We start from the raw sequence: 17869 nt of genomic DNA on the forward strand, positions 1-17869 counted from the left end.
CCGGCGCACCGGTCCCCGGGCTGCTGCGCGACCTGGTACGCCCCACCGGCGCCGCCGCCCCGACCGACGGCCCGGACGCGGCGGACCTGGCCCGCCGCCTCGCCGAAGCGCCCGACGCCGCACGCGGCCGGATACTGCTGGACCTGGTGCTCGCCCAGGTCGCCGCCGTCCTCGGCAGCGGCCCAGCCGACCCGACCGGGGCCGACCAGCCGTTCAAGGACCTGGGCTTCGACTCGCTGACCGCCGTCCGACTGCGCGACCGGCTGGCCTCGGCCCTCGGCATCCGGCTGCCCGCCACCCTGGCCTTCGACCACCCCACCCCAGCCGCGCTCGCCGACCATCTGCGCACCGAACTGGCGCCGACCCCGAAGCCCGCAGCCACCCGAACCGCCGACCGACCCGACCGGCCCGACCACGACGACCCCATCGCCATCGTCGCGGTGGGGTGCCGCTACCCCGGCGGCGTCCGCTCCGCCGAGGACCTCTGGCAGCTGGTGGACCAAGGCACCGATGCGGTCGGCGCCTTCCCTCTCGACCGGGGCTGGGACGTCGACAGCCTCTTCGACGAGGACCCCGACCGGCCCGGCACCTCCTACGCCCGCGAGGGCGGATTCCTGTATGACGCGGACCGCTTCGACGCCGCCCACTTCGGGATCAGCCCCCGCGAGGCCCTGGCGATGGACCCGCAGCAGCGGCTGCTGCTGGAGTGCGCCTGGGAGACCTTCGAACGGGCCGGTATCGACCCCGCCTCGGTCAAGGGCAGCAGGACCGGGGTCTTCGCCGGGGTGATGTTCGGCGACTACGGGACGCGGCTGCACCGCCGGATACCCGACGGCGTCGAAGGCTACCTGGGCAACGGCAGCGCCGGCAGCGTCGCCTCCGGCCGCGTCTCCTACACCTTCGGCCTGCAAGGGCCCGCCATCACCGTGGACACGGCCTGCTCGTCGTCGCTGGTGGCGCTCCACCTGGCGGTGCGGTCGCTGCGCTCGGGCGAGTGCGCGCTGGCCCTGGCCGGCGGGGTGACCGTGATGGCCACCCCCTCCCCGTTCGTCGAGTTCAGCCGGCAGCGGGCGCTCTCCCCGTCCGGCCGCTGCAAGGCGTTCTCGGCGGCGGCGGACGGTACGGCCTTCGGCGAGGGCGCCGGCCTGCTGCTGCTGGAACGGCTCTCCGACGCGCGGCGCCATGGGCACCCGGTACTGGCCGTGATCCGGGGCAGCGCCGTCAACCAGGACGGCGCCTCCAACGGCCTGACCGCGCCCAACGGCCCCGCGCAGCAGCGGGTGATCCAGGAGGCGCTGGCCGACGCCGAGCTGACCGCCGATCAGGTGGACGCGGTGGAGGCGCATGGCACCGGCACCGCGCTGGGCGACCCCATCGAGGCGCAGGCCCTGCTGGCGACCTACGGCCAGGACCGCCCGCAGGACCGGCCGCTACGGCTGGGATCGCTCAAGTCCAACATCGGGCACACCCAGGCAGCCGCCGGGGTCGCCGGAGTCATCAAGATGGTCCAGGCGATCCGCCACGCCACCCTGCCAAGGACCCTCCACCTGGACCGGCCGTCACCGCATGTGGACTGGTCCGCCGGGGCGGTGGAACTGCTGGCCGAGGCGGCCCCCTGGCCGCAGACCGGCCGCCCCCGGCGGGCCGGGGTCTCCTCCTTCGGCGTCAGCGGCACCAATGCCCACCTGATCCTGGAGCAGGCGCCGGACGACCCCGCCGAACCCCGGCCCCCACGCCCGCGGACCGACCCCGCCACCGTGCCCTGGGTGGTCTCCGCCCGCAGCGAGGCCGCGCTCGACGCCCAGCTGGCACAACTGCGGGACACCGCCGCGCTGCTGGACCCGGTGGACGCCGGGCTCTCGCTGGCCACCGGACGGGCCCGGCTGCCGCACCGGGCCGTGGTGGTCGGCGGAGACTTCGACCGCCCGGAGCGGGGACGCGCCTCCGGCGGCAGGCTGGCGGTGCTCTTCACCGGCCAGGGCGCCCAGCGGCCCGGCATGGGGGAGGAGCTGTATGACGCCTTCCCGGCCTTCGCCGACGCTTACGACGAGGTCTGCGCCGCCCTGGACGCCCATCTGGAGCAGCCGGTCCGCGAGGTGGTCCGCACCCGCCCCGACCTGCTGGACCAGACCGCCTACACCCAGGCCGCGCTCTTCGCCGTCGAGGTGGCGCTGTACCGGCTGGTCGCCTCCTGGGGCGTCACCCCCGACGCGGTCGGCGGCCACTCCGTGGGCGAACTCGCCGCCGCCCATGTCGCGGGCGTGCTCACCCTGGAGGACGCGGCGGCCCTGGTGGCCGCCCGAGGCCGACTGATGCAGGCGCTCCCGCCCGGCGGCGCGATGGTGTCGCTGCGCGCCGCCGAGGCCGACGTCCGGCCGCTGCTGGACGGCCGGGTGGACATCGCCGCCGTCAACGGCCCGCAGGCGGTGGTCGTCTCCGGCGACGAGGACGCGGTCCTGCGGGTGGCGGCGCACTTCGCCACGGCCAAGCGGCTCAAGGTCTCGCACGCCTTCCACTCCGCCCATATGGACGCCATGCTCGGCGACTTCCGCACCGTCGCCGAAAGCCTCACCTACCACGCCCCGGCCGTCCCGGTGGTCTCCCTGCTGACCGGCCGGATGGCCGACCCGGACGACCTCTGCTCGGCCGACCACTGGGTCCGCCATGCCCGCCTGCCCGTCCGGTTCGCCGACGGCGTCCGCACCCTGCACGGCGAGGGCATACGGACCTTCCTGGAACTCGGCCCCGACGGCGTCCTCACCGCCATGGCGCAGGAGTGCCTGAACGGCGCCGGGGACGCGGTCCTCGCCGCAGCGCAGCGCCGTGGCCGCCCCGAGGCCCGGTCGCTGGTCACCGCCCTCGGACGGCTGCACGCCACCGGCACCGAGATCGACTGGGCAGCCTTCTTCGCCCCCACCGGCGCCCGCCGCACCGACCTGCCCACCTATGCCTTCCAGCGGCAGCGGTACTGGCTGGACGCCGAGCCGGACGGCGGTGACGCGCTGTCGATCGGCCAACGCCCGGCCGCACACCCGCTGCTGGGCGCGGCGGTCCCGCTGGCCGACGGCGACGGGGTGCTGCTCACCGGCAGGCTGTCGCTGCGCACCCATCCCTGGCTGGCCGACCACGCCGTGCGGGGCACGGTCCTGCTGCCCGGCACGGCCTTTGTGGAACTGGCCGTCCGCGCCGGGGACGAGGTCGGCTGCGACACCCTGGACGACCTGGTCATCGAGGCGCCGCTGGCCCTGCCCGCGCAGGGCGGGGTGCTGCTCCAGGTCCGGGTGGGCGCCCCGGACGCCACCGGTCGCAGGCCGGTCTCCGTACACGCCTGCGCCGAGGAGGAGCAGGACGGTACCGGCGCCGACGCGGTCTGGGTGCGGCACGCCGCCGGGTTCCTCGCGGCCGGCGGCCCGGACGGCGCCGCCGAGCCGTTCGCGCCCATGGTGTGGCCGCCGGTCGGCGCCGAGCCGGTGGACCTGGACGGCGCCTATGACCGGCTGGCCGGCAGCGGCCATGGCTATGGGCCGGTCTTCCGGGGGCTGCGGGCAGTGTGGCGGCGCGGCGAGGAGGTCTATGCCGAGGTGGCCCTGCCGGATGACGCCCGGCAGACCGCCGCCGGATTCGGCCTGCACCCCGCCCTGCTGGACGCCGCGCTGCACGCGGACATCGTGACCGCCCCCGACGACGGCTCCGCCGGTCGGCTGCGGCTGCCCTTCTCCTGGAGCACCGTACGGCTGCTCGCCCCGGGCGCCGCCGCACTGCGGGTGCGGCTGGTGCGCACCGGGGACGACGCGGTCGCGCTGGACGCCGCCGACGCCTCCGGCGCCCCGGTGGTCTCGGTCGGCGCGCTGCTGACCCGGCCGGTCCCGGATGGCGGGGTGGCGGCCCCGGGCGGCTCCGCTCATCGGTCGCTGCTCCGGCTCGACTGGGTTCCCATACCCGGGACGGCCCCCTCCGGCAGTGGCCCGGCGCCGCTGCCACGGGGGTGGGTGGTCCTCGGGGGCGAGACCGCGCCCTTCGAAGGGCGGACCCTCCCCGACCTGGCCGCCGTCGGCGACCTGGTGCAGGCGGGAGGCGCGGTGCCCGAGGTGGTGGTGGCACCCCTCGCGGCGGACCCCGCCGGTGACGGGACGCCGCCTACGGAAGCGCTGCACACGGCCGCCCACCGGGCGCTCGCCCTGGTGCAGCAGTGGCTCGCCGACGACCGGCTCGCCTCCGCGACCCTGGTGGTGGCGACCAGCGGCGCGGTGACCGGCGCGGCGGGCGGTACGGTGACCGACCTGGCGCACGCGGCCGTCTGGGGCCTGGTGCGGTCCGCCCAGGCGGAGCACCCCGGCCGGATCGTGCTGGCCGACCTGGCCGACCTGGCCGACCCGGCGCTGGTCGCCGGGGTGGAGTCCGGAGAACCGCAGTTCGCGGTGCGGGCTGGAGCCGTGCTGGCACCCCGGCTGGCGCGGACTCCGGGCGGCCCCGCCACGGCCGCCCCGGCGACACCGCTGGACCCCGAGGGCCTGGTACTGATCACCGGCGGCACGGGGATGCTCGGCGGGGTGTTCGCCCGCCACCTGGTGACCGAACGCGGAGCCCGCCATCTGCTGCTGGTCAGCAGGGCCGGACGGGACGCCGCCGGAGCCGCCCGGCTGGAGGCCGACCTGACGGCGCTCGGCGCCGAAGTCACCGTGGCCGCCTGCGACATCGCCGACCGGGACGCGCTGGCCGCCCTGCTGGACCGCACCGGCCGCCCGCTGACCGCAGTGGTGCACGCGGCGGGCGTGCTCGACGACGGCGTCATCGCCTCCCTGACCCCCGACCGGATGGACGCCGTGCTGCGCCCCAAGGCTGACGCCGCACTCCATCTGCATGAGCTGACCCGAGACAGCGACCTCGCCGCCTTTGTGCTCTTCTCCTCCGTCGCCGGCACCCTCGGCGGCCCCGGCCAGGGCAATTACGCGGCGGCCAACGCCTTCCTGGACGCCCTGGCGCAGCACCGCCGCGCCCACGGGCTGCCGGCCACCTCGCTCGCCTGGGGCCTCTGGGCGCAGCAGAGCGGCATGGCCGCCACCCTGGACACCGCCGACCGCAGCCGGATGGCCCGGGACGGCATGCGTCCGCTCGCACCCGAGCAGGGCGTGCAACTCTTCGACGCGGCCGGTGCGCTGGACGAGGCGGCACTGATCGCCGCCCGGCTGGACCTCGCCGCGATACGGACCCGGCCGGAACCGGTGCCGCCGCTGCTGCGGGGCCTGGTACGGGCCCCCGTCCGGCGCGGCGGCGAGAGCGGCGCGGAGAGCGGCGGCGAGGCGGTGTCCTGGCGGCGCCGACTGGCCGACCGGCCGGAGGAGCAGCGCGAGGCCGCCCTGCTGGAGCTGGTACGCGCCCAGGTGGCGCTGGTGCTGGGCTTCGGCGGCCCGGACGGCGTCGATCCGGCGCAGAGCCTGGTGGAGGCGGGCTTTGACTCGCTCACCGCCGTGGAACTGCGCAACCGGCTCGCCACGGCGACCGGGCTGCGGCTGTCGACCACGCTGGTCTTCGACCACTCCACGCCATCCGCGCTCGCCAAGCACCTCCAGGCGGAGATCGCCGCCGACCTGCCTCAAACACCCACCACCGCCGCTGCTTCCGGCACCGCAGACCCGGCGGAGACCCTGGCCGCGCTCTTCCGCGAAGCCTGCCGGTCCGGCCGGTCCCAGCAGGGTTTCGCCTTCCTGCGCGGGGCCGCGCTGCTCCGGCCGTCCTTCGCCGCCGCCCCCGACTTCGGCCGCGACCTGGCGCCGGTCAGGCTGGCCTCCGGCGGCGGGGACCGGCCCGGCATCCTCTGCCTCTCCTCCTATGTCGCCCTGGGCGGCGTCCACGAATATGTGCGCTTCGCCTCCCACCTCCGGGGCAGCCATGACCTTCTGGCGCTGCCCAACCCCGGCTTCGAGCGGTCCGATCCGCTCCCGGGGAGCAGGGAGGCGGTCCTGGCCATGCACACCGAGACCGCCCGCCGCCGGCAGGCTGCGGACGGCCCGGTCGTGCTGCTGGGGTCCTCCTCCGGCGGCGTCCTCGCCCACGCGGTGGCGAGCCGCCTCGCCGAGGACGGGACACCGCCCGCCGCCGTCGTACTGCTGGACAGCTACCCGCCGACGGGCGTCGACTCCCCGCTGCGCGGCTTCCTGGACCGGCTGGTCGAGGGCATGTACGCCCGCGAGGAGGCGTTCGCCGGTCTGGACGCCGCCCGGCTGACCGCGATGAGCCGCTACTTCGACCTCTTCGCCGACTGGCAGCCGGCCCCGCTGCCGGTCCCCACCCTGCTGCTGCGCGCCTCGCAGCCGCTGCCCGGGACCGGCCCGGAGGAGGAGTGGCGGACCTCCTGGCGCGAGGCACGCACGGTCACCGAGGTGCCCGGCGACCACTTCACCCTGATGGAGGCGCACGCCGGAACCACCGCTCAGGCCGTACGGGACTGGCTGGACGCGACCCTGGGCGGCTGACCGTCCGCACCCAGCAGAACGACTGTGGCCCGGCCGCCGGAAGGCGACCGGGCCACAGCCCTGTGGTGCGGTGGCGTCAGCTGCTCGCCGACCGGTACTTGCGCACCGCGAGGGTGCGGCAGACCGCGACGACGACAACCGACCAGAGGACCGAGACCAGCGTGGCGTGCTGCATCGGCCAGACGTCGGAGTGGGTGAGGCCCGGGTTGCCGAAGAGGTCCCGGCACGCCTGGACGGTCGCGCTGATCGGGTTCCACTCGGCGGCGTACCGCAGGACGGCGGGCAGCGTGGCCGGGGCGACAAAGGCGTTGGACAGGAATGTCAGCGGGAAGAGCCAGATGAAGTTGGAACCGGCCGCCGCCTCGGGCGACTTCACGGAGAGCCCGATCAGCACGCCGATCCAGGAGAGCGCATAGCCGAGCAGAAGCAGCAGCAGAAACGCCCCCGCCGCCTTGAGGAAGCCATGGTGGATCCGCCAGCCGACCACCAGCGCACAGCCGATCATCACCGCGATGACGATGAGGTTCTGCACGAAGTCGGCGGCGGTGCGCCCGGTGAGCAGCGCACCGCGTGCCATCGGCAGCGAGCGGAACCGGTCCACCATGCCCCGGTGCAGATCGGTGGCCATGCTGACGCTGCTGGTGCCGGCCGTCACAAAGGCCACGGTCTGGGCGAAGAAGCCCGGCATCATGAATTCGCGATAGGCCATGGTTCCGCCGCCGCCGGGAATGCCGAAGGAACCGGCGAAGATATAGGCGAAGAGCAGGACGAACACCACCGGCTGCACCAGGGACAGCAGCAGGACCTCGGGAATCCGGAACATCCGGACGAGATTCCGCCGGGTGATGACCCAGGAGTCGTGCAGGGATCTCAGCAGGCCGTCGGGCCGGAATCCGTCCGCCTCGTCCACCGTCGCCACGGGTGCCGTGGTCGCCGCCACCGTCATCACTGCTCCTTCTCGTTCTTCGCGGTGGCGCCGGCCGCCGCACGGTCCCCGGTGAGGGCCAGGAAGACCTCGTCCAGGGTGGGGCGGCGCAGGCCGATGTCGTCGATCTCCACGGAGGCCGCGTCCAGGGCCAGGATCGCCTCGGCGAGCAGTCGCACCCCGCCCTCGACCGGGACCGAGATCTGCCGGTCGGTCAGGTCCACGGTCGGCTTGCCGAGGCCCAGCCGGGCGAGGATCGACACCGCGTCCTCGATCTGCTCGGGTCCGCGTACCACCACCTCGATGCGCTGGTGCCCGGTCTCGGCCTTGAGCGCGGCGGGCGTGCCCCGGGCGATCACCCGGCCGTGGTCGACCACCGCGATGTCATGGGCGAGGCGGTCGGCCTCCTCCAGGTACTGGGTGGTCAGCAGCAGCGTCGTACCGTCCGAGACCAGCGCCTCGATGGACTCCCAGAGCATCAGCCGGCTGCCCGGGTCCAGGCCCGCCGAGGGCTCGTCCAGGAAGAGCACCGGCGGACGCACCACCAGGGCGGCGGCGAGGTCCAGGCGGCGGCGCATGCCGCCGGAGTAGGTGCTGGACATCCGGTCGGCCGCGTCGGTCAGCCGGAACCGCTCCAGCAGCTCGTCGGCCCGGCGGATGGCCGTCCGCTTCCGCATGCCGTAGAGCTCGCCGACCATGCGCAGGTTCTCCCGGCCCGTCAGCCGCTCGTCCACGGCGGCGAACTGGCCGGAGAGCCCGATGGAGCGGCGGACCTGAGCGGGTGAGCGGACCACGTCATGGCCGGCCACGGTGGCGGTGCCCGCGTCGGGCCGCAGCAGGGTGGTCAGCAGGCGGACCGTGGTGGTCTTGCCCGCGCCATTGGGCCCCAGCAGCCCCAGCACGCTGCCCTCCGGGACCTCCAGGTCCACTCCGTCGAGTGCTCTCACCTCGCCGAATGACTTCACCAGGCCCTCGGCGTGAATAGCGCCCGGCATGGACTTCTCCGTCCTGTCTGCGGAAGGCACCGGGCGGTGCCCCGCGTTCTGAGTGGAATTCCCGGCCGCCCGGCTGCCCGGCCCATCGGGGCACGGCGCGGCCGGGCGGCTTCTCGGGTCTCTCGGTTTCTCGACGTACCGGTCGTCGGGCTATTCGGCGATATAGGTCCGGCCGACCCAGACGAACACCTGGAGTTCACGGTCGCCGTGGCGGATCTTCTCCGGCGACGGCTCGAAGTGCTCATAGCGATTGCCGCGGGCGATCTTCAGGGTGGCGTTGCGGTCCGCCACGTACCGGATTCGCTCGTCCTCCTTGAGCTGCGACGAGACTCCGCCGCGGAGGATCACATTCGCTTCTTCTGTCAGCATGGCAGGCCGTTCCTTCCTCGGTTCTGCAGCGGGCGGCTCAGGTGGTGGCGATGAGCCTCAACTCGGGGTGGGCGGTGCCGCCTTCGATGGCGGTGGAGGCGATGTGGGAGGCGACCCGGGCGTCGACGGGGTCGTTGGCGGGGTCGTCGTGGACCGCGAGGTGCTCGTAGGTGGTGGCGCGCTGGGCTGGGGTGCGGCCGGCGGCGCGGATCAGGTGGATGAGCTCCAGCAGGTTGGAGCGGTGCTTGGCGCCGGCCGAGGAGACGACGTTCTCCTCCAGCATCACCGAGCCGAGGTCGTCGGCGCCGTAGTGCAGGGTGAGCTGGCCGGCCTCCTTGCCGGTGGTCAGCCAGGAGCCCTGGATGTGGGCGACGTTGTCCAGGAAGAGCCGGGCCACCGCGATGATCCGCAGGTACTCGAAGACCGTCGTCTGGGTGCGGCCCTTGAGGTGGTTGTTCTGCGGCTGGTAGGTGTACGGGATGAAGGCGCGGAACCCGCCGGTGCGGTCCTGCACGTCGCGGATCATCCGCAGGTGCTCGATCCGCTCGGCGTTGGTCTCGCCGGTGCCCATCAGCATGGTGGTGGTGGACTCCACGCCCAGGTTGTGGGCGGTCTCCATGATCTCCAGCCAGCGCTCCCCGGACTCCTTCAGCGGCGCGATGGCCTTGCGCGGGCGCTCCGGCAGCAGCTCGGCCCCGGCTCCGGCGAAGGAGTCCAGCCCGGCGGCGTGGATGCGGGAGATCGCCTCCTCCACGCTCACCTTGGAGATCCGCGCCATGTGCTCCACCTCGGAGGCGCCCAGCGAGTGGATCACCAGCTGCGGGTACGCGGCCTTGATCGCCGAGAAGTGCTCCTCGTAGTACTCCACCCCGTAGTCCGGGTGGTGGCCGCCCTGGAACATGATCTGGGTGCCGCCCAGCTCCACGGTCTCCGCACACCGCCGCAGGATCTCCTCCAGATCCCGCGACCACCCCTTGTCGCTCTTCGGCGGCGCATAGAACGCGCAGAACTTGCACGCCGTCACACAGACGTTGGTGTAGTTGATGTTCCGCTCGATGATGTACGTCGCGATGTGCTCCGTGCCCGCATAGCGCCGTCGCCGCGCGGCGTCGGCGGCGGAGCCCAGGGCGTGCAGGGGGGCGTGCCGGTAGAGGTCGAGCGCCTCTTCGGGGGTGATCCGGCCGCCGGCCGCCGCGCGGTCGAGGACGGACTGGAGCTCGGGGTGGGCAGTGTGCGGTGGTCGGGGCATGGGTCCGGCCTTTCCGGGCGGATGAAGGGGCGTGGTACCGGTCATGTCTGGTTCTCTGCCTGGTCGACGGCGTCCAGCAGCCGCACCCGCACATCACGGGGGAAGCCCGCCTCCCCGCCGCCGACCCGCCGGGCGAACTCCGTGATACCCGCGAGCTGCCGCGCGCCGAGGCTGAAGTCGAGTGCGGTGGTGTAGTAGCGCTCCAGCGTCTCCGCGTCGAACGCCTCCCAGCGGGACGCCTGCTCGCAGACCTTGGCCACCTCGGCCAGCGACAGGTCCCGCGACGCCAGCAGGTCGGCGTGCACCTGACGGACCGTCTCCGGCTCCCTGGCCAGGAAGTCCCTGCGGGCGGCGAAGACCGCGAAGACAAACGGCAGCCCGGTCCAGTCCCGCCACATCGCGCCCAGGTCGTGGACCTCCAGGCCGAGCAGCGGGGCCTCGTGCAGCGCCGCCCGCAGCGCGGCGTCACCGATCACCACGGCCGCCTGCGCCTCGTTCATCATCGCCCCCAGGTCCGGGGGGCAGGTGAAGTACTCGGGCCGCACGCCGATCGACTCGGCGAAGAGCAACTGGGCGAGCCGGACCGAGGTACGGCTGGTCGAGCCGAGCGCGACCGGGGCGCCGTCCAGCTGGTCCAGCGGGACCTGGCTGACGATCAGGCACGACATCACGGGCCCGTCGCTGCCCACCGCGATGTCCGGCAGCGCCACCAGGTCGTCGGCGTGCCGCAGGAACTCCATCAGGCTGATCGGCCCGATGTCCAGGTCCCCCTTGGCCAGCGCGTCGCTCAGGCCGTCCGGGTCGTCCTTCCGCAGATCCAGGTCGAGCAGGCTGCCCGTCCGTGCCAGCCCCCAGAAGAGCGGCAGGCAGTTCAGGAACTGGATGTGGCCGACCCTGGGCCGCCGACGTGCTGTGCGCGGGGGCGACACGCCCTCCGCGAGGAGTTGTTCAGCCATCTCTCAGTGCTCCCAGCGTTTTCGAGGATCGGGACAGCAGGGCGGCGGGACAGCAGGACGGCGGGACAGCGGAGTCGATGAGGCCGGACGGCCGCTACGCACCGTGCGGCACGGCGGTCAGGGCGAAGTGCTCGGCGAGCACCGCCATCACGTCCGCCGCGCGGCTGGAGAGGTAGAAGTGCCCGCCGGGGAAGACCCGCAGGTCGAACCCGCCGGTGGTGTGGTCGCTCCAGGCGCGGGCCTCGTCCAGGGTGGTCCTGGGGTCGTCGTCGCCGACCAGGACGGTGATCGGGCACTGCACCGTGGCCCCGTCCGCACTGCGGTAGGTCTCCACCGCCCGGTAGTCGCTGCGGATCGCCGGAAGGATCATGCGCAGCAGCTCCTCGTCCCCAAGGAGCTTCGCATCGGTCCCGCTCAGTGCGCGCAGCTCGGCCACGATGCCGTCGTCGTCGCGCCGGTGCACCCGCTCGTCCCGGTTCCGGGACGGCGCCCGGCGGCCCGAGGCGAAGATCTGCACCGGGCCGCTGCCGGCCTGTTCCATGCGCCGCGCCACCTCGAAGGCGACCACGGCGCCCATGCTGTGGCCGAAGAAGGTCAGCGGCCGGTCGTCCCAGCCGCCGAGCGCCCGGGTGACGCTCTCCGCCAGCTCCTCGATCGAGTCGACGCCCTTCTCCTTGCGCCGGTCCTGCCGCCCCGGGTACTGCACGGCGAGCACGTCCACATCCGGGCTCAGCTCGGCCGAGACCGGGAAGTAGAAGCTCGCCGAGCCGCCGGCGTGCGGAAAGCAGACCAGGCGTCGGCTTGCGTCGGGAGCGGGGTGGAACCTGCGGCACCACAGGTCGTCCGTGGGGGGTGGACTCATGGGACTGACGTGTCCTTCCAGCGAATCGGCGCACCGGGACCAGAGCGGTGGGCGCGGGACGTCCCGACGGAATCGGGCACTGGTGTGCGGCGCGAGCGGTGTGCTGCCCGTCGGGGCCCACTATCCAGCGCGCCCCGACGGGCAGCACAAGGTCTGCCCGGCCGATGCGGCGGAAGTCTGGTCGTTTCCCCGGTTCTTGCCGGGGCCCGGCGGGTGCCGGTGGTGCTCCCCGGCGGCGGCGACCTAGCCTCGGGGAGTGCGGACCCGGGCGTGGTCAGACCCCGCTCCGCCCCCCTGTGACCGGCACCCTCCCGAGGAGGTTCGTCCATGACGACCGAGACCGCACCCGGCACCGGCGGAGCAGCGCCCGGCACCCGGCGCCGCACCCGGGCCCTGGCCGTGCTCGGCGGGGTGGTCGCGGCGTTCGCGGTCTGGGTGGTGGCCGTGCCGGTACTGGGCGTGGACCTCGACGCCCGGATGGGCTCGGGGTCCGGGGCGGACCCGCAACGGGTCGGCCCCGGGGCGGTCCTGGTGGCGAGTCTGCTGGTCGGGCTGGCCGGCTGGGGGCTGCTCGCCCTGCTGGAGCGCGGCGCCCCGGAACGGGCCCGCACCCGGTGGACGGCCGTCGCCGTCGTCGTCCTCGTCCTCTCCCTGGCCGGCCCCCTGCCGGGCGGTGCCACCACCGCCGCGAAGGTGGCGCTCACCTGTATGCACCTGGCGGCCGGGGCGGTGCTCATCCCCCTCCTGTCCCGCTCGGCCACCCGCCGGTGACACCCCCCACCCACTGCCCCGCGCTCGGCTTCCCGCCTGGCTCCGCTCCGGGATTCCCGCCTGGACCCATGCCCGGCCTCGCTCCCGGCGCTGTGCCTGGCCCCGTGCCGGGCCCCCTGCCGGGCTCCGTGCCTGACCTGGTGTCGGGCTCACTGCCCGGCCTCACGCCGAGCCCCGCCTCGGGCTTCACACCTGGCCCCGCGCTTGGCTCCGCGCCGGGCTTCCCGCCTGGACCCACACCCGGCCCCACGTCCGGCCCTTTGCCCGGCCCCGCCCCGGGCTCCGCGCCCGGCCTCGGCCCCGCTCCCGGGTTCGGCTCCGAGGTGGCGAGATGACCCTGGCGTTCCTCTGCGGTCCGGAGCCGGCCGAGGACGACGGGGCCGGTGCCGCCGCCTTCCATGCGGCCTTTCCGGTGATGCGCCACCACTACGGCAGGGTCGCGCAGTGGACCGGCCTGGACACCGCCGCCCTGCTGCACGGCCGCGGCGCCCCGGCGGGCCGGGTCGCGCTCGCCACGGCGATGCTCGGCATCCATGACGTCCTCGCCGTACACGGCATCCGCCCCGCCGTCCTCGGCGGACTCGGGGTGGGGGCACTGGTGAGCGCCTGCCTCGCCCGCGCCCTCCCCCGGCAGGACCTGATCGGCCTGCTGCTCGACAGCGACAGCGACAGCAGCGACGCCGCCACCCTCGGCGGCACCGCGCTGGCCTTCCTCCCGGCCGGCCACGACCCCGCCTGGTACCGGGCCGCCGACCCCGGGAGCGTGCGTACCGAAGCCGTGCTGGGGCTCGACCCCAGCGGCCGGTACCGGGTCCTGCTGCTGACGGGGGTCCGCGCCGCCCTGGAGAAGCTCGCCGCCGAGGCCCCGCCCGGCGCCGTCCGGGTACACGAGGGCAACGGCGCCGTCCTGCACAGCCCGCTCGGCCGGCAGGCGGACGGCATCCCGTTCACCGCCCCCGCGCTGCCGCTCTGCTGCGGTCCCGACGGCACCACCCTCACCACGGCGGACGACGTCGCACGGCTCTTCCGCCGCACCACGCCGGCAACGGCCGACCTCGACGCGATGCTGCGGGAGATACACGGCCACGGCACCCGGCTCGCCCTGGTCCTCGGCCCCTCACTGCCGAGGAACCTGGTCCGCTTCCCCTTCCCCGTGGTGCACATCGAGTCGCCCGGCGACATCAGCGCCGCCATCTCGGCCATCCTCGACTTCGGCGTACGGCTGCCCACCGCCAGGTGAACGCCTGATGGGTGTGCCCTCCCCGGCCGGAGCCGGGGAGGGCACACCCATCAGGGGCGGCGGCCCGCCCTCAGACCGCGAACTCCGCGTCCGCGTCCGGCCCGTAGACCTCCACCGCATCGCTGGTCCGCCGCACATGGATGCATTCGCCGGGGCACTCCCGGGCGGAGTCCACCACATCCCGCAGCAGCGGCAGCGGGACCCGTGCGGTCGCCCCCGGAGCCTGCCGCAACTCGTCGTCCTCGCCCTTCACATAGGCGAGGCCGTCGATATCCAGCTCGAAGACCTCGGGCGCGTACTGGGCGCAGATCCCGTCCCCGGTGCACAGATCCTGGTCGATCCAGACCTCAAGCTCCTGGTCGTTCTGTGTGGTCGTCTGCGTGGACATTCCACCTGCCTGCCGATCCTGTCGGAATGGTTGAGGGGACCCGGACTCCGGGCCGTCAGACCCGCATGGCCTGCGGGGACTCACGGCGGTCCGGGTCCGGTCCCTGGTACTCGCGGATGATCTCGTACCGGGTGTTGCGCTCCACCGGGCGGAAGCCGGCGTCCCGGATCAGGTCCAGGATGTCGTTGCGGGTCAGCTTGTTGGGGGTGCCGAAGTCGTCCGCGTCATGGGTGATCTTGTACTCCACGACCGAGCCGTCCATGTCGTCCGCGCCGTGGCTCAGCGCCAGCTGCGCCGTGGCGAGGCCGTGCATCACCCAGAAGACCTTCACATGCGGGACGTTGTCGAAGAGCAGCCGGGAGACCGCGAAGGTCTTCAGCGCCTCGGCGCCGGTCGCCATCGTGGTGCGCGCCTGGAGCCGGTTGCGGACCTTGCCGTCCTTCATGTCCACGAAGTCATGCTGGTAGCGCAGCGGGATGAAGACCTGGAAGCCGCCGGTCTCGTCCTGGAGTTCGCGCAGCCGCAGCACATGGTCCACCCGGTGCCGGGGCTCCTCGATGTGCCCGTAGAGCATGGTGCAGGGCGTCTTGAGACCCTTGCCGTGCGCCAGCCGGTGGATCCGCGACCAGTCCTCCCAGTGCGTGCGGTGGTCGACGATGTGCTGCCGCACCTCCCAGTCGAAGATCTCCGCGCCGCCGCCGGTCAGCGACTCCAGACCGGCGTCGATCAGCTCGTCCAGGATCTCGCTGGCGCTCAGCCCGGAGATCGTCTCGAAGTGGTGGATCTCGGTGGCGGTGAACGCCTTCAGGCCGACGTTGGGCAGCGCCTTCTTCAACTCCCGCAGCGAGCGCGGGTAGTAGCGCCAGGGCAGCGACGGGTGCAGGCCGTTGACGATGTGCAGCTCGGAGAGGTTCTCCCCCTCCATCGCCTTGGCCAGCCGCACGGCCTCCTCGATGCGCATGGTGTACGCGTCCTTCTCGCCCGGCTTGCGCTGGAAGGAGCAGTACGCGCACGAGGCCGTGCACACATTGGTCATATTGAGATGGCGGTTGACGTTGAAGTGGACGAGGTCGCCGTTCTTCTCGGTCCGCACATGGTGCGCCAGCCCGCCCAGCCAGGCCAGGTCGTCGCTCTCGTACAGGGCGATGCCGTCCTCGCGGGACAGCCGCTCACCCGCGAAGACCTTCTCCTCCAGCTCGCGCTTGAGCCCGATATCCATTCCCAGCAGTCTCCTCGGTAGGTGCCCATGGCAGAGAGAGTGGGCGAGCGTCCGCGACGCCTCGCCGTCAGTAGATTCCTTCGGGAACCGCCCAGGTGGCCTGCAACGGCTGGATGTTGGCGACACCGTCGCACGGCGGCCCGGCCGGGAGCCGGTGGCGCACGGCCTGGTCGCGCTCCAGGACACCGGGCAGGAACAGGTCCTCGTGCAGCACGGTGAGCCGGACCCGGCCGACCTCCCCGTACTCCACCGTCCGGGACGGATCGCCCCGGTCGACCACGTCCATGGTCACCTGCGGATAGTGCGGGACATACGGAAGGACGTCCCCGCCGTCCTCCGCCGGCAGCCCCGTCGCGCCGCCGAAGGTGTTCTCGTACGCCGTCCCGATCAGGCCGCCGCCGAGCGCGTCGGCGAACTCCCGGTACATCGCCGGCAGGATCTGCGTCCCGCTCAGCCACACCCCGGAGAGCCCCGCCACCAGCTCCGGCCGGCGCCGCAGCAGCGCCTGGAACAGTGCCGGAGTCGTCTCCAGGTAGTCGACCCCGGTGCTGCTCAGAATGTCGGTGATCTGCCCCGTCAGATGGTCCACATAGCGGTTGACCTCCGCGAGCCGGCCGGCCCCGATCAACCGCCTGATCCAGCGCGGGTCGAGATCGATCCGGTACACCACCGATTCCTGCGACCGGGCCACCTGCGCGGCCCCCAGCCCCACCGGATGCGGCCCGCCGGGCGTGGCATGCACCCAGGTCCGGCCGCTGCGGAAGCCGGCCGCCGCCAACCCGGCACCGCGCCAGGCGGCGCGGTGGGCCGACATCGCCTCCGTGAGGAAGACCCGGCACGGCCTACCCATGGTGCCCTCCGACTCGAAGACGCACCCGGTCGGCGGACCGGACGCACCCTGCGGCACGAGGTCGACGGGGTCCACCTGCCGCAGCACCTCCGGCATCAGGTCGCCGAAGGCCCGCAGCTCCCCGTACCGCGTGATGTCGAACGGGTCGAACCCCAGCGCGCCACGCCGCTTCAGCCAGAACGGGGAACCCGAGACCGGGTCGAAGTGGCGCCGCACGACCTGCCGGGTCCACGCGTCCAGGTCGGTGGCCGACTGCCGCTCCAGCCACTGCCCGGAGAGAAGGGCGTCCGGTGATCCGGTGATCGCCATCACCGTTCCTTTCCTCAGGGCAAGGTCACGAGCGCGGGGCATCGGGGCCCGGGGCTCCCCCGTGAGCAGCCCGCTCATACTCGCCGAGGTCTCTCTGGGGAAATCCCCACACCCGGAACCGGTTTGCTGGAACAGGGCACCCGCCCCCCGCGACGCACACCCACCCACCCGCGCAGAGCAGAGCAGCGAGAGGCGGCCCCATGCCCACCACGACCGACCGACTGACGATGGCGTACTCGCCCTGCCCCAACGACACCTTCGTCTTCCACGCCTGGAGCCACGGCCTGGTCCCCGGAGCCCCCGAGATCGACGTGACGCTCGCCGACATCGACATCACCAACGGACTGGCCGAGCGCGAAGAACTCGACATCCTGAAGATCTCGTACGGCGCCCTGCCCCACGTCCTGGACCACTACGCACTGCTGCCCTGCGGCGGCGCACTCGGCCGGGGCTGCGGCCCGCTGCTGCTCCGCAACGACCAGGCCGGCCCGGACTCCCTGGTCGGCGCGACGATCGCCGTCCCCAGCACCCACTCCACGGCCTACCTGCTCTTCCGGCTCTGGGCGGCCCGCGCCGTCCCCGGCTACACCGGAGAGGTCGTGGTGATGCCGTTCCACGAGATCATGCCCGCCGTCCGCGACGGCCGGGTCGACGCGGGACTCGTCATCCACGAGGCCCGCTTCACCTACCACCAGTACGGCCTGCACTGCCTCGCCGACATGGGCGAGGAGTGGGAGAAGGACACCGGACTGCCCATCCCGCTCGGCGCGATCGTCGCCCGGCGCAGCCTCGGCGCCCAGCAGCTGAACGCCCTCGCCGACGCCCTCCGCAGCTCCGTCCGCTACGCCTGGAACGCCCCCGAGGCGTCCCGCGACCATGTGCTGCGCCACGCCCAGGAGATGGCCCCCTCGGTGGTCGACCAGCACATCGAGCTCTATGTGAACACCTTCACCGCCGACCTCGGCGAGAGCGGCTACGCGGCCGTACGCGCACTGCTCGACCGCTCCGCCGACGCGGGGCTGCTCCCGGCCGTCGCCCCCGCCGCACTGGACTTCCCGCCCGCCCGGCAGGAACGCTAGGAGTTCTCTTAGAGCCGGTCCGGCAGCGCCGGGGGACCCCCTCGGACCTGCGCATAATCGGGCGGAGGCGGCAGTCCGGCGGAGGCCGCGCGACGCCCCAGCACCCCCGGTACCCGGTCCTGCCAGGGACCGCCCGCACCCGATGGGTTCGTTCATCTCCCGGCGGTGTCCCGGTGTCCCGGTG

Annotated in this window: 12 protein-coding genes and 1 pseudogene; 4 read left to right on the forward strand and 9 right to left on the reverse strand. The window is 73.5% G+C overall.

Annotated elements, in window-relative coordinates; translation table 11 throughout:
- Positions 1 to 116: 116 nt before the first annotated feature.
- Positions 117 to 6473 (forward strand): annotated as a pseudogene (locus C7M71_RS25755) (SDR family NAD(P)-dependent oxidoreductase); the annotation flags it as partial.
- A gap of 76 nt (positions 6474 to 6549) precedes the next feature.
- On the opposite strand, the gene C7M71_RS25760 reads toward C7M71_RS25755, so the two are convergent.
- The 6 genes from C7M71_RS25760 to C7M71_RS25785 all read right to left on the reverse strand — a co-directional run bounded on the left by C7M71_RS25760 (position 6550) and on the right by C7M71_RS25785 (position 11829).
- A complete protein-coding gene (locus C7M71_RS25760) occupies positions 6550 to 7419 on the reverse strand; it encodes an ABC transporter permease (protein WP_111493319.1) in 870 nt (289 codons plus the stop codon).
- Positions 7419 to 8393 carry an ATP-binding cassette domain-containing protein gene (locus tag C7M71_RS25765; protein ID WP_111493321.1) on the reverse strand — a complete coding sequence of 325 codons (975 nt, stop codon included), beginning with the start codon at positions 8391 to 8393 and terminating at the stop codon, positions 7419 to 7421. Before C7M71_RS25765 ends, C7M71_RS25760 begins: the two co-directional genes overlap by 1 nt.
- 150 nt (positions 8394 to 8543) lie before the next feature.
- Positions 8544 to 8762 (reverse strand): DUF5988 family protein, encoded by a 219-nt coding sequence (locus tag C7M71_RS25770; RefSeq protein ID WP_111493323.1) that lies wholly within the window; start codon positions 8760 to 8762, stop codon positions 8544 to 8546.
- A 37-nt stretch (positions 8763 to 8799) separates the two neighbouring features.
- Positions 8800 to 10011 carry a cyclic dehypoxanthinyl futalosine synthase gene (mqnC, locus tag C7M71_RS25775; RefSeq protein WP_114914572.1) on the reverse strand — a complete coding sequence of 404 codons (1212 nt, stop codon included), beginning with the start codon at positions 10009 to 10011 and terminating at the stop codon, positions 8800 to 8802.
- Between the two features lie 41 nt (positions 10012 to 10052).
- Entirely contained in the window at positions 10053 to 10967 is a 915-nt protein-coding gene (locus tag C7M71_RS25780; RefSeq protein WP_111490110.1) for a menaquinone biosynthetic enzyme MqnA/MqnD family protein, read from the reverse strand.
- 94 nt (positions 10968 to 11061) lie between these two features.
- Positions 11062 to 11829, reverse strand: coding sequence for a thioesterase II family protein (locus C7M71_RS25785; RefSeq protein ID WP_111490109.1), 768 nt, complete (start codon positions 11827 to 11829; stop codon positions 11062 to 11064).
- Between the two features lie 327 nt (positions 11830 to 12156).
- Here C7M71_RS25785 and C7M71_RS25790 point away from each other — a divergent pair, with 327 nt between their 5' ends.
- Both C7M71_RS25790 and C7M71_RS25795 read left to right on the forward strand, forming a co-directional pair.
- Positions 12157 to 12600 (forward strand): DUF6069 family protein, encoded by a 444-nt coding sequence (locus tag C7M71_RS25790; RefSeq protein WP_111490108.1) that lies wholly within the window; start codon positions 12157 to 12159, stop codon positions 12598 to 12600.
- Positions 12601 to 12931: 331 nt separating this feature from the next.
- Positions 12932 to 13840 (forward strand): hypothetical protein, encoded by a 909-nt coding sequence (locus C7M71_RS25795; RefSeq protein WP_111490107.1) that lies wholly within the window; start codon positions 12932 to 12934, stop codon positions 13838 to 13840.
- 70 nt (positions 13841 to 13910) lie between these two features.
- Here the strand turns inward: C7M71_RS25795 and C7M71_RS25800 are convergent, their stop codons facing one another.
- From C7M71_RS25800 to C7M71_RS25810, 3 genes are all read right to left on the reverse strand, one after another.
- Positions 13911 to 14228: a ferredoxin gene (locus tag C7M71_RS25800; protein ID WP_111490106.1), complete on the reverse strand. Its 318-nt coding sequence runs from the start codon at positions 14226 to 14228 to the stop codon at positions 13911 to 13913.
- 55 nt (positions 14229 to 14283) lie between these two features.
- Positions 14284 to 15447: an aminofutalosine synthase MqnE gene (gene mqnE, locus C7M71_RS25805; RefSeq protein ID WP_111490105.1), complete on the reverse strand. Its 1164-nt coding sequence runs from the start codon at positions 15445 to 15447 to the stop codon at positions 14284 to 14286.
- A 67-nt stretch (positions 15448 to 15514) separates the two neighbouring features.
- Positions 15515 to 16606, reverse strand: a complete 1092-nt coding sequence (locus C7M71_RS25810) for a phenylacetate--CoA ligase family protein (protein WP_111490104.1) — start codon at positions 16604 to 16606, stop codon at positions 15515 to 15517.
- A 200-nt stretch (positions 16607 to 16806) separates the two neighbouring features.
- On the opposite strand from C7M71_RS25810, the gene C7M71_RS25815 reads away from it, so the two are divergent.
- Positions 16807 to 17685: a menaquinone biosynthesis family protein gene (locus C7M71_RS25815; RefSeq protein ID WP_111490103.1), complete on the forward strand. Its 879-nt coding sequence runs from the start codon at positions 16807 to 16809 to the stop codon at positions 17683 to 17685.
- Positions 17686 to 17869: the final 184 nt, after the last annotated feature.

Origin of the sequence: Peterkaempfera bronchialis, assembly GCF_003258605.2 — a bacterium.
GTDB classification, from domain to species: domain Bacteria; phylum Actinomycetota; class Actinomycetes; order Streptomycetales; family Streptomycetaceae; genus Peterkaempfera; species Peterkaempfera bronchialis.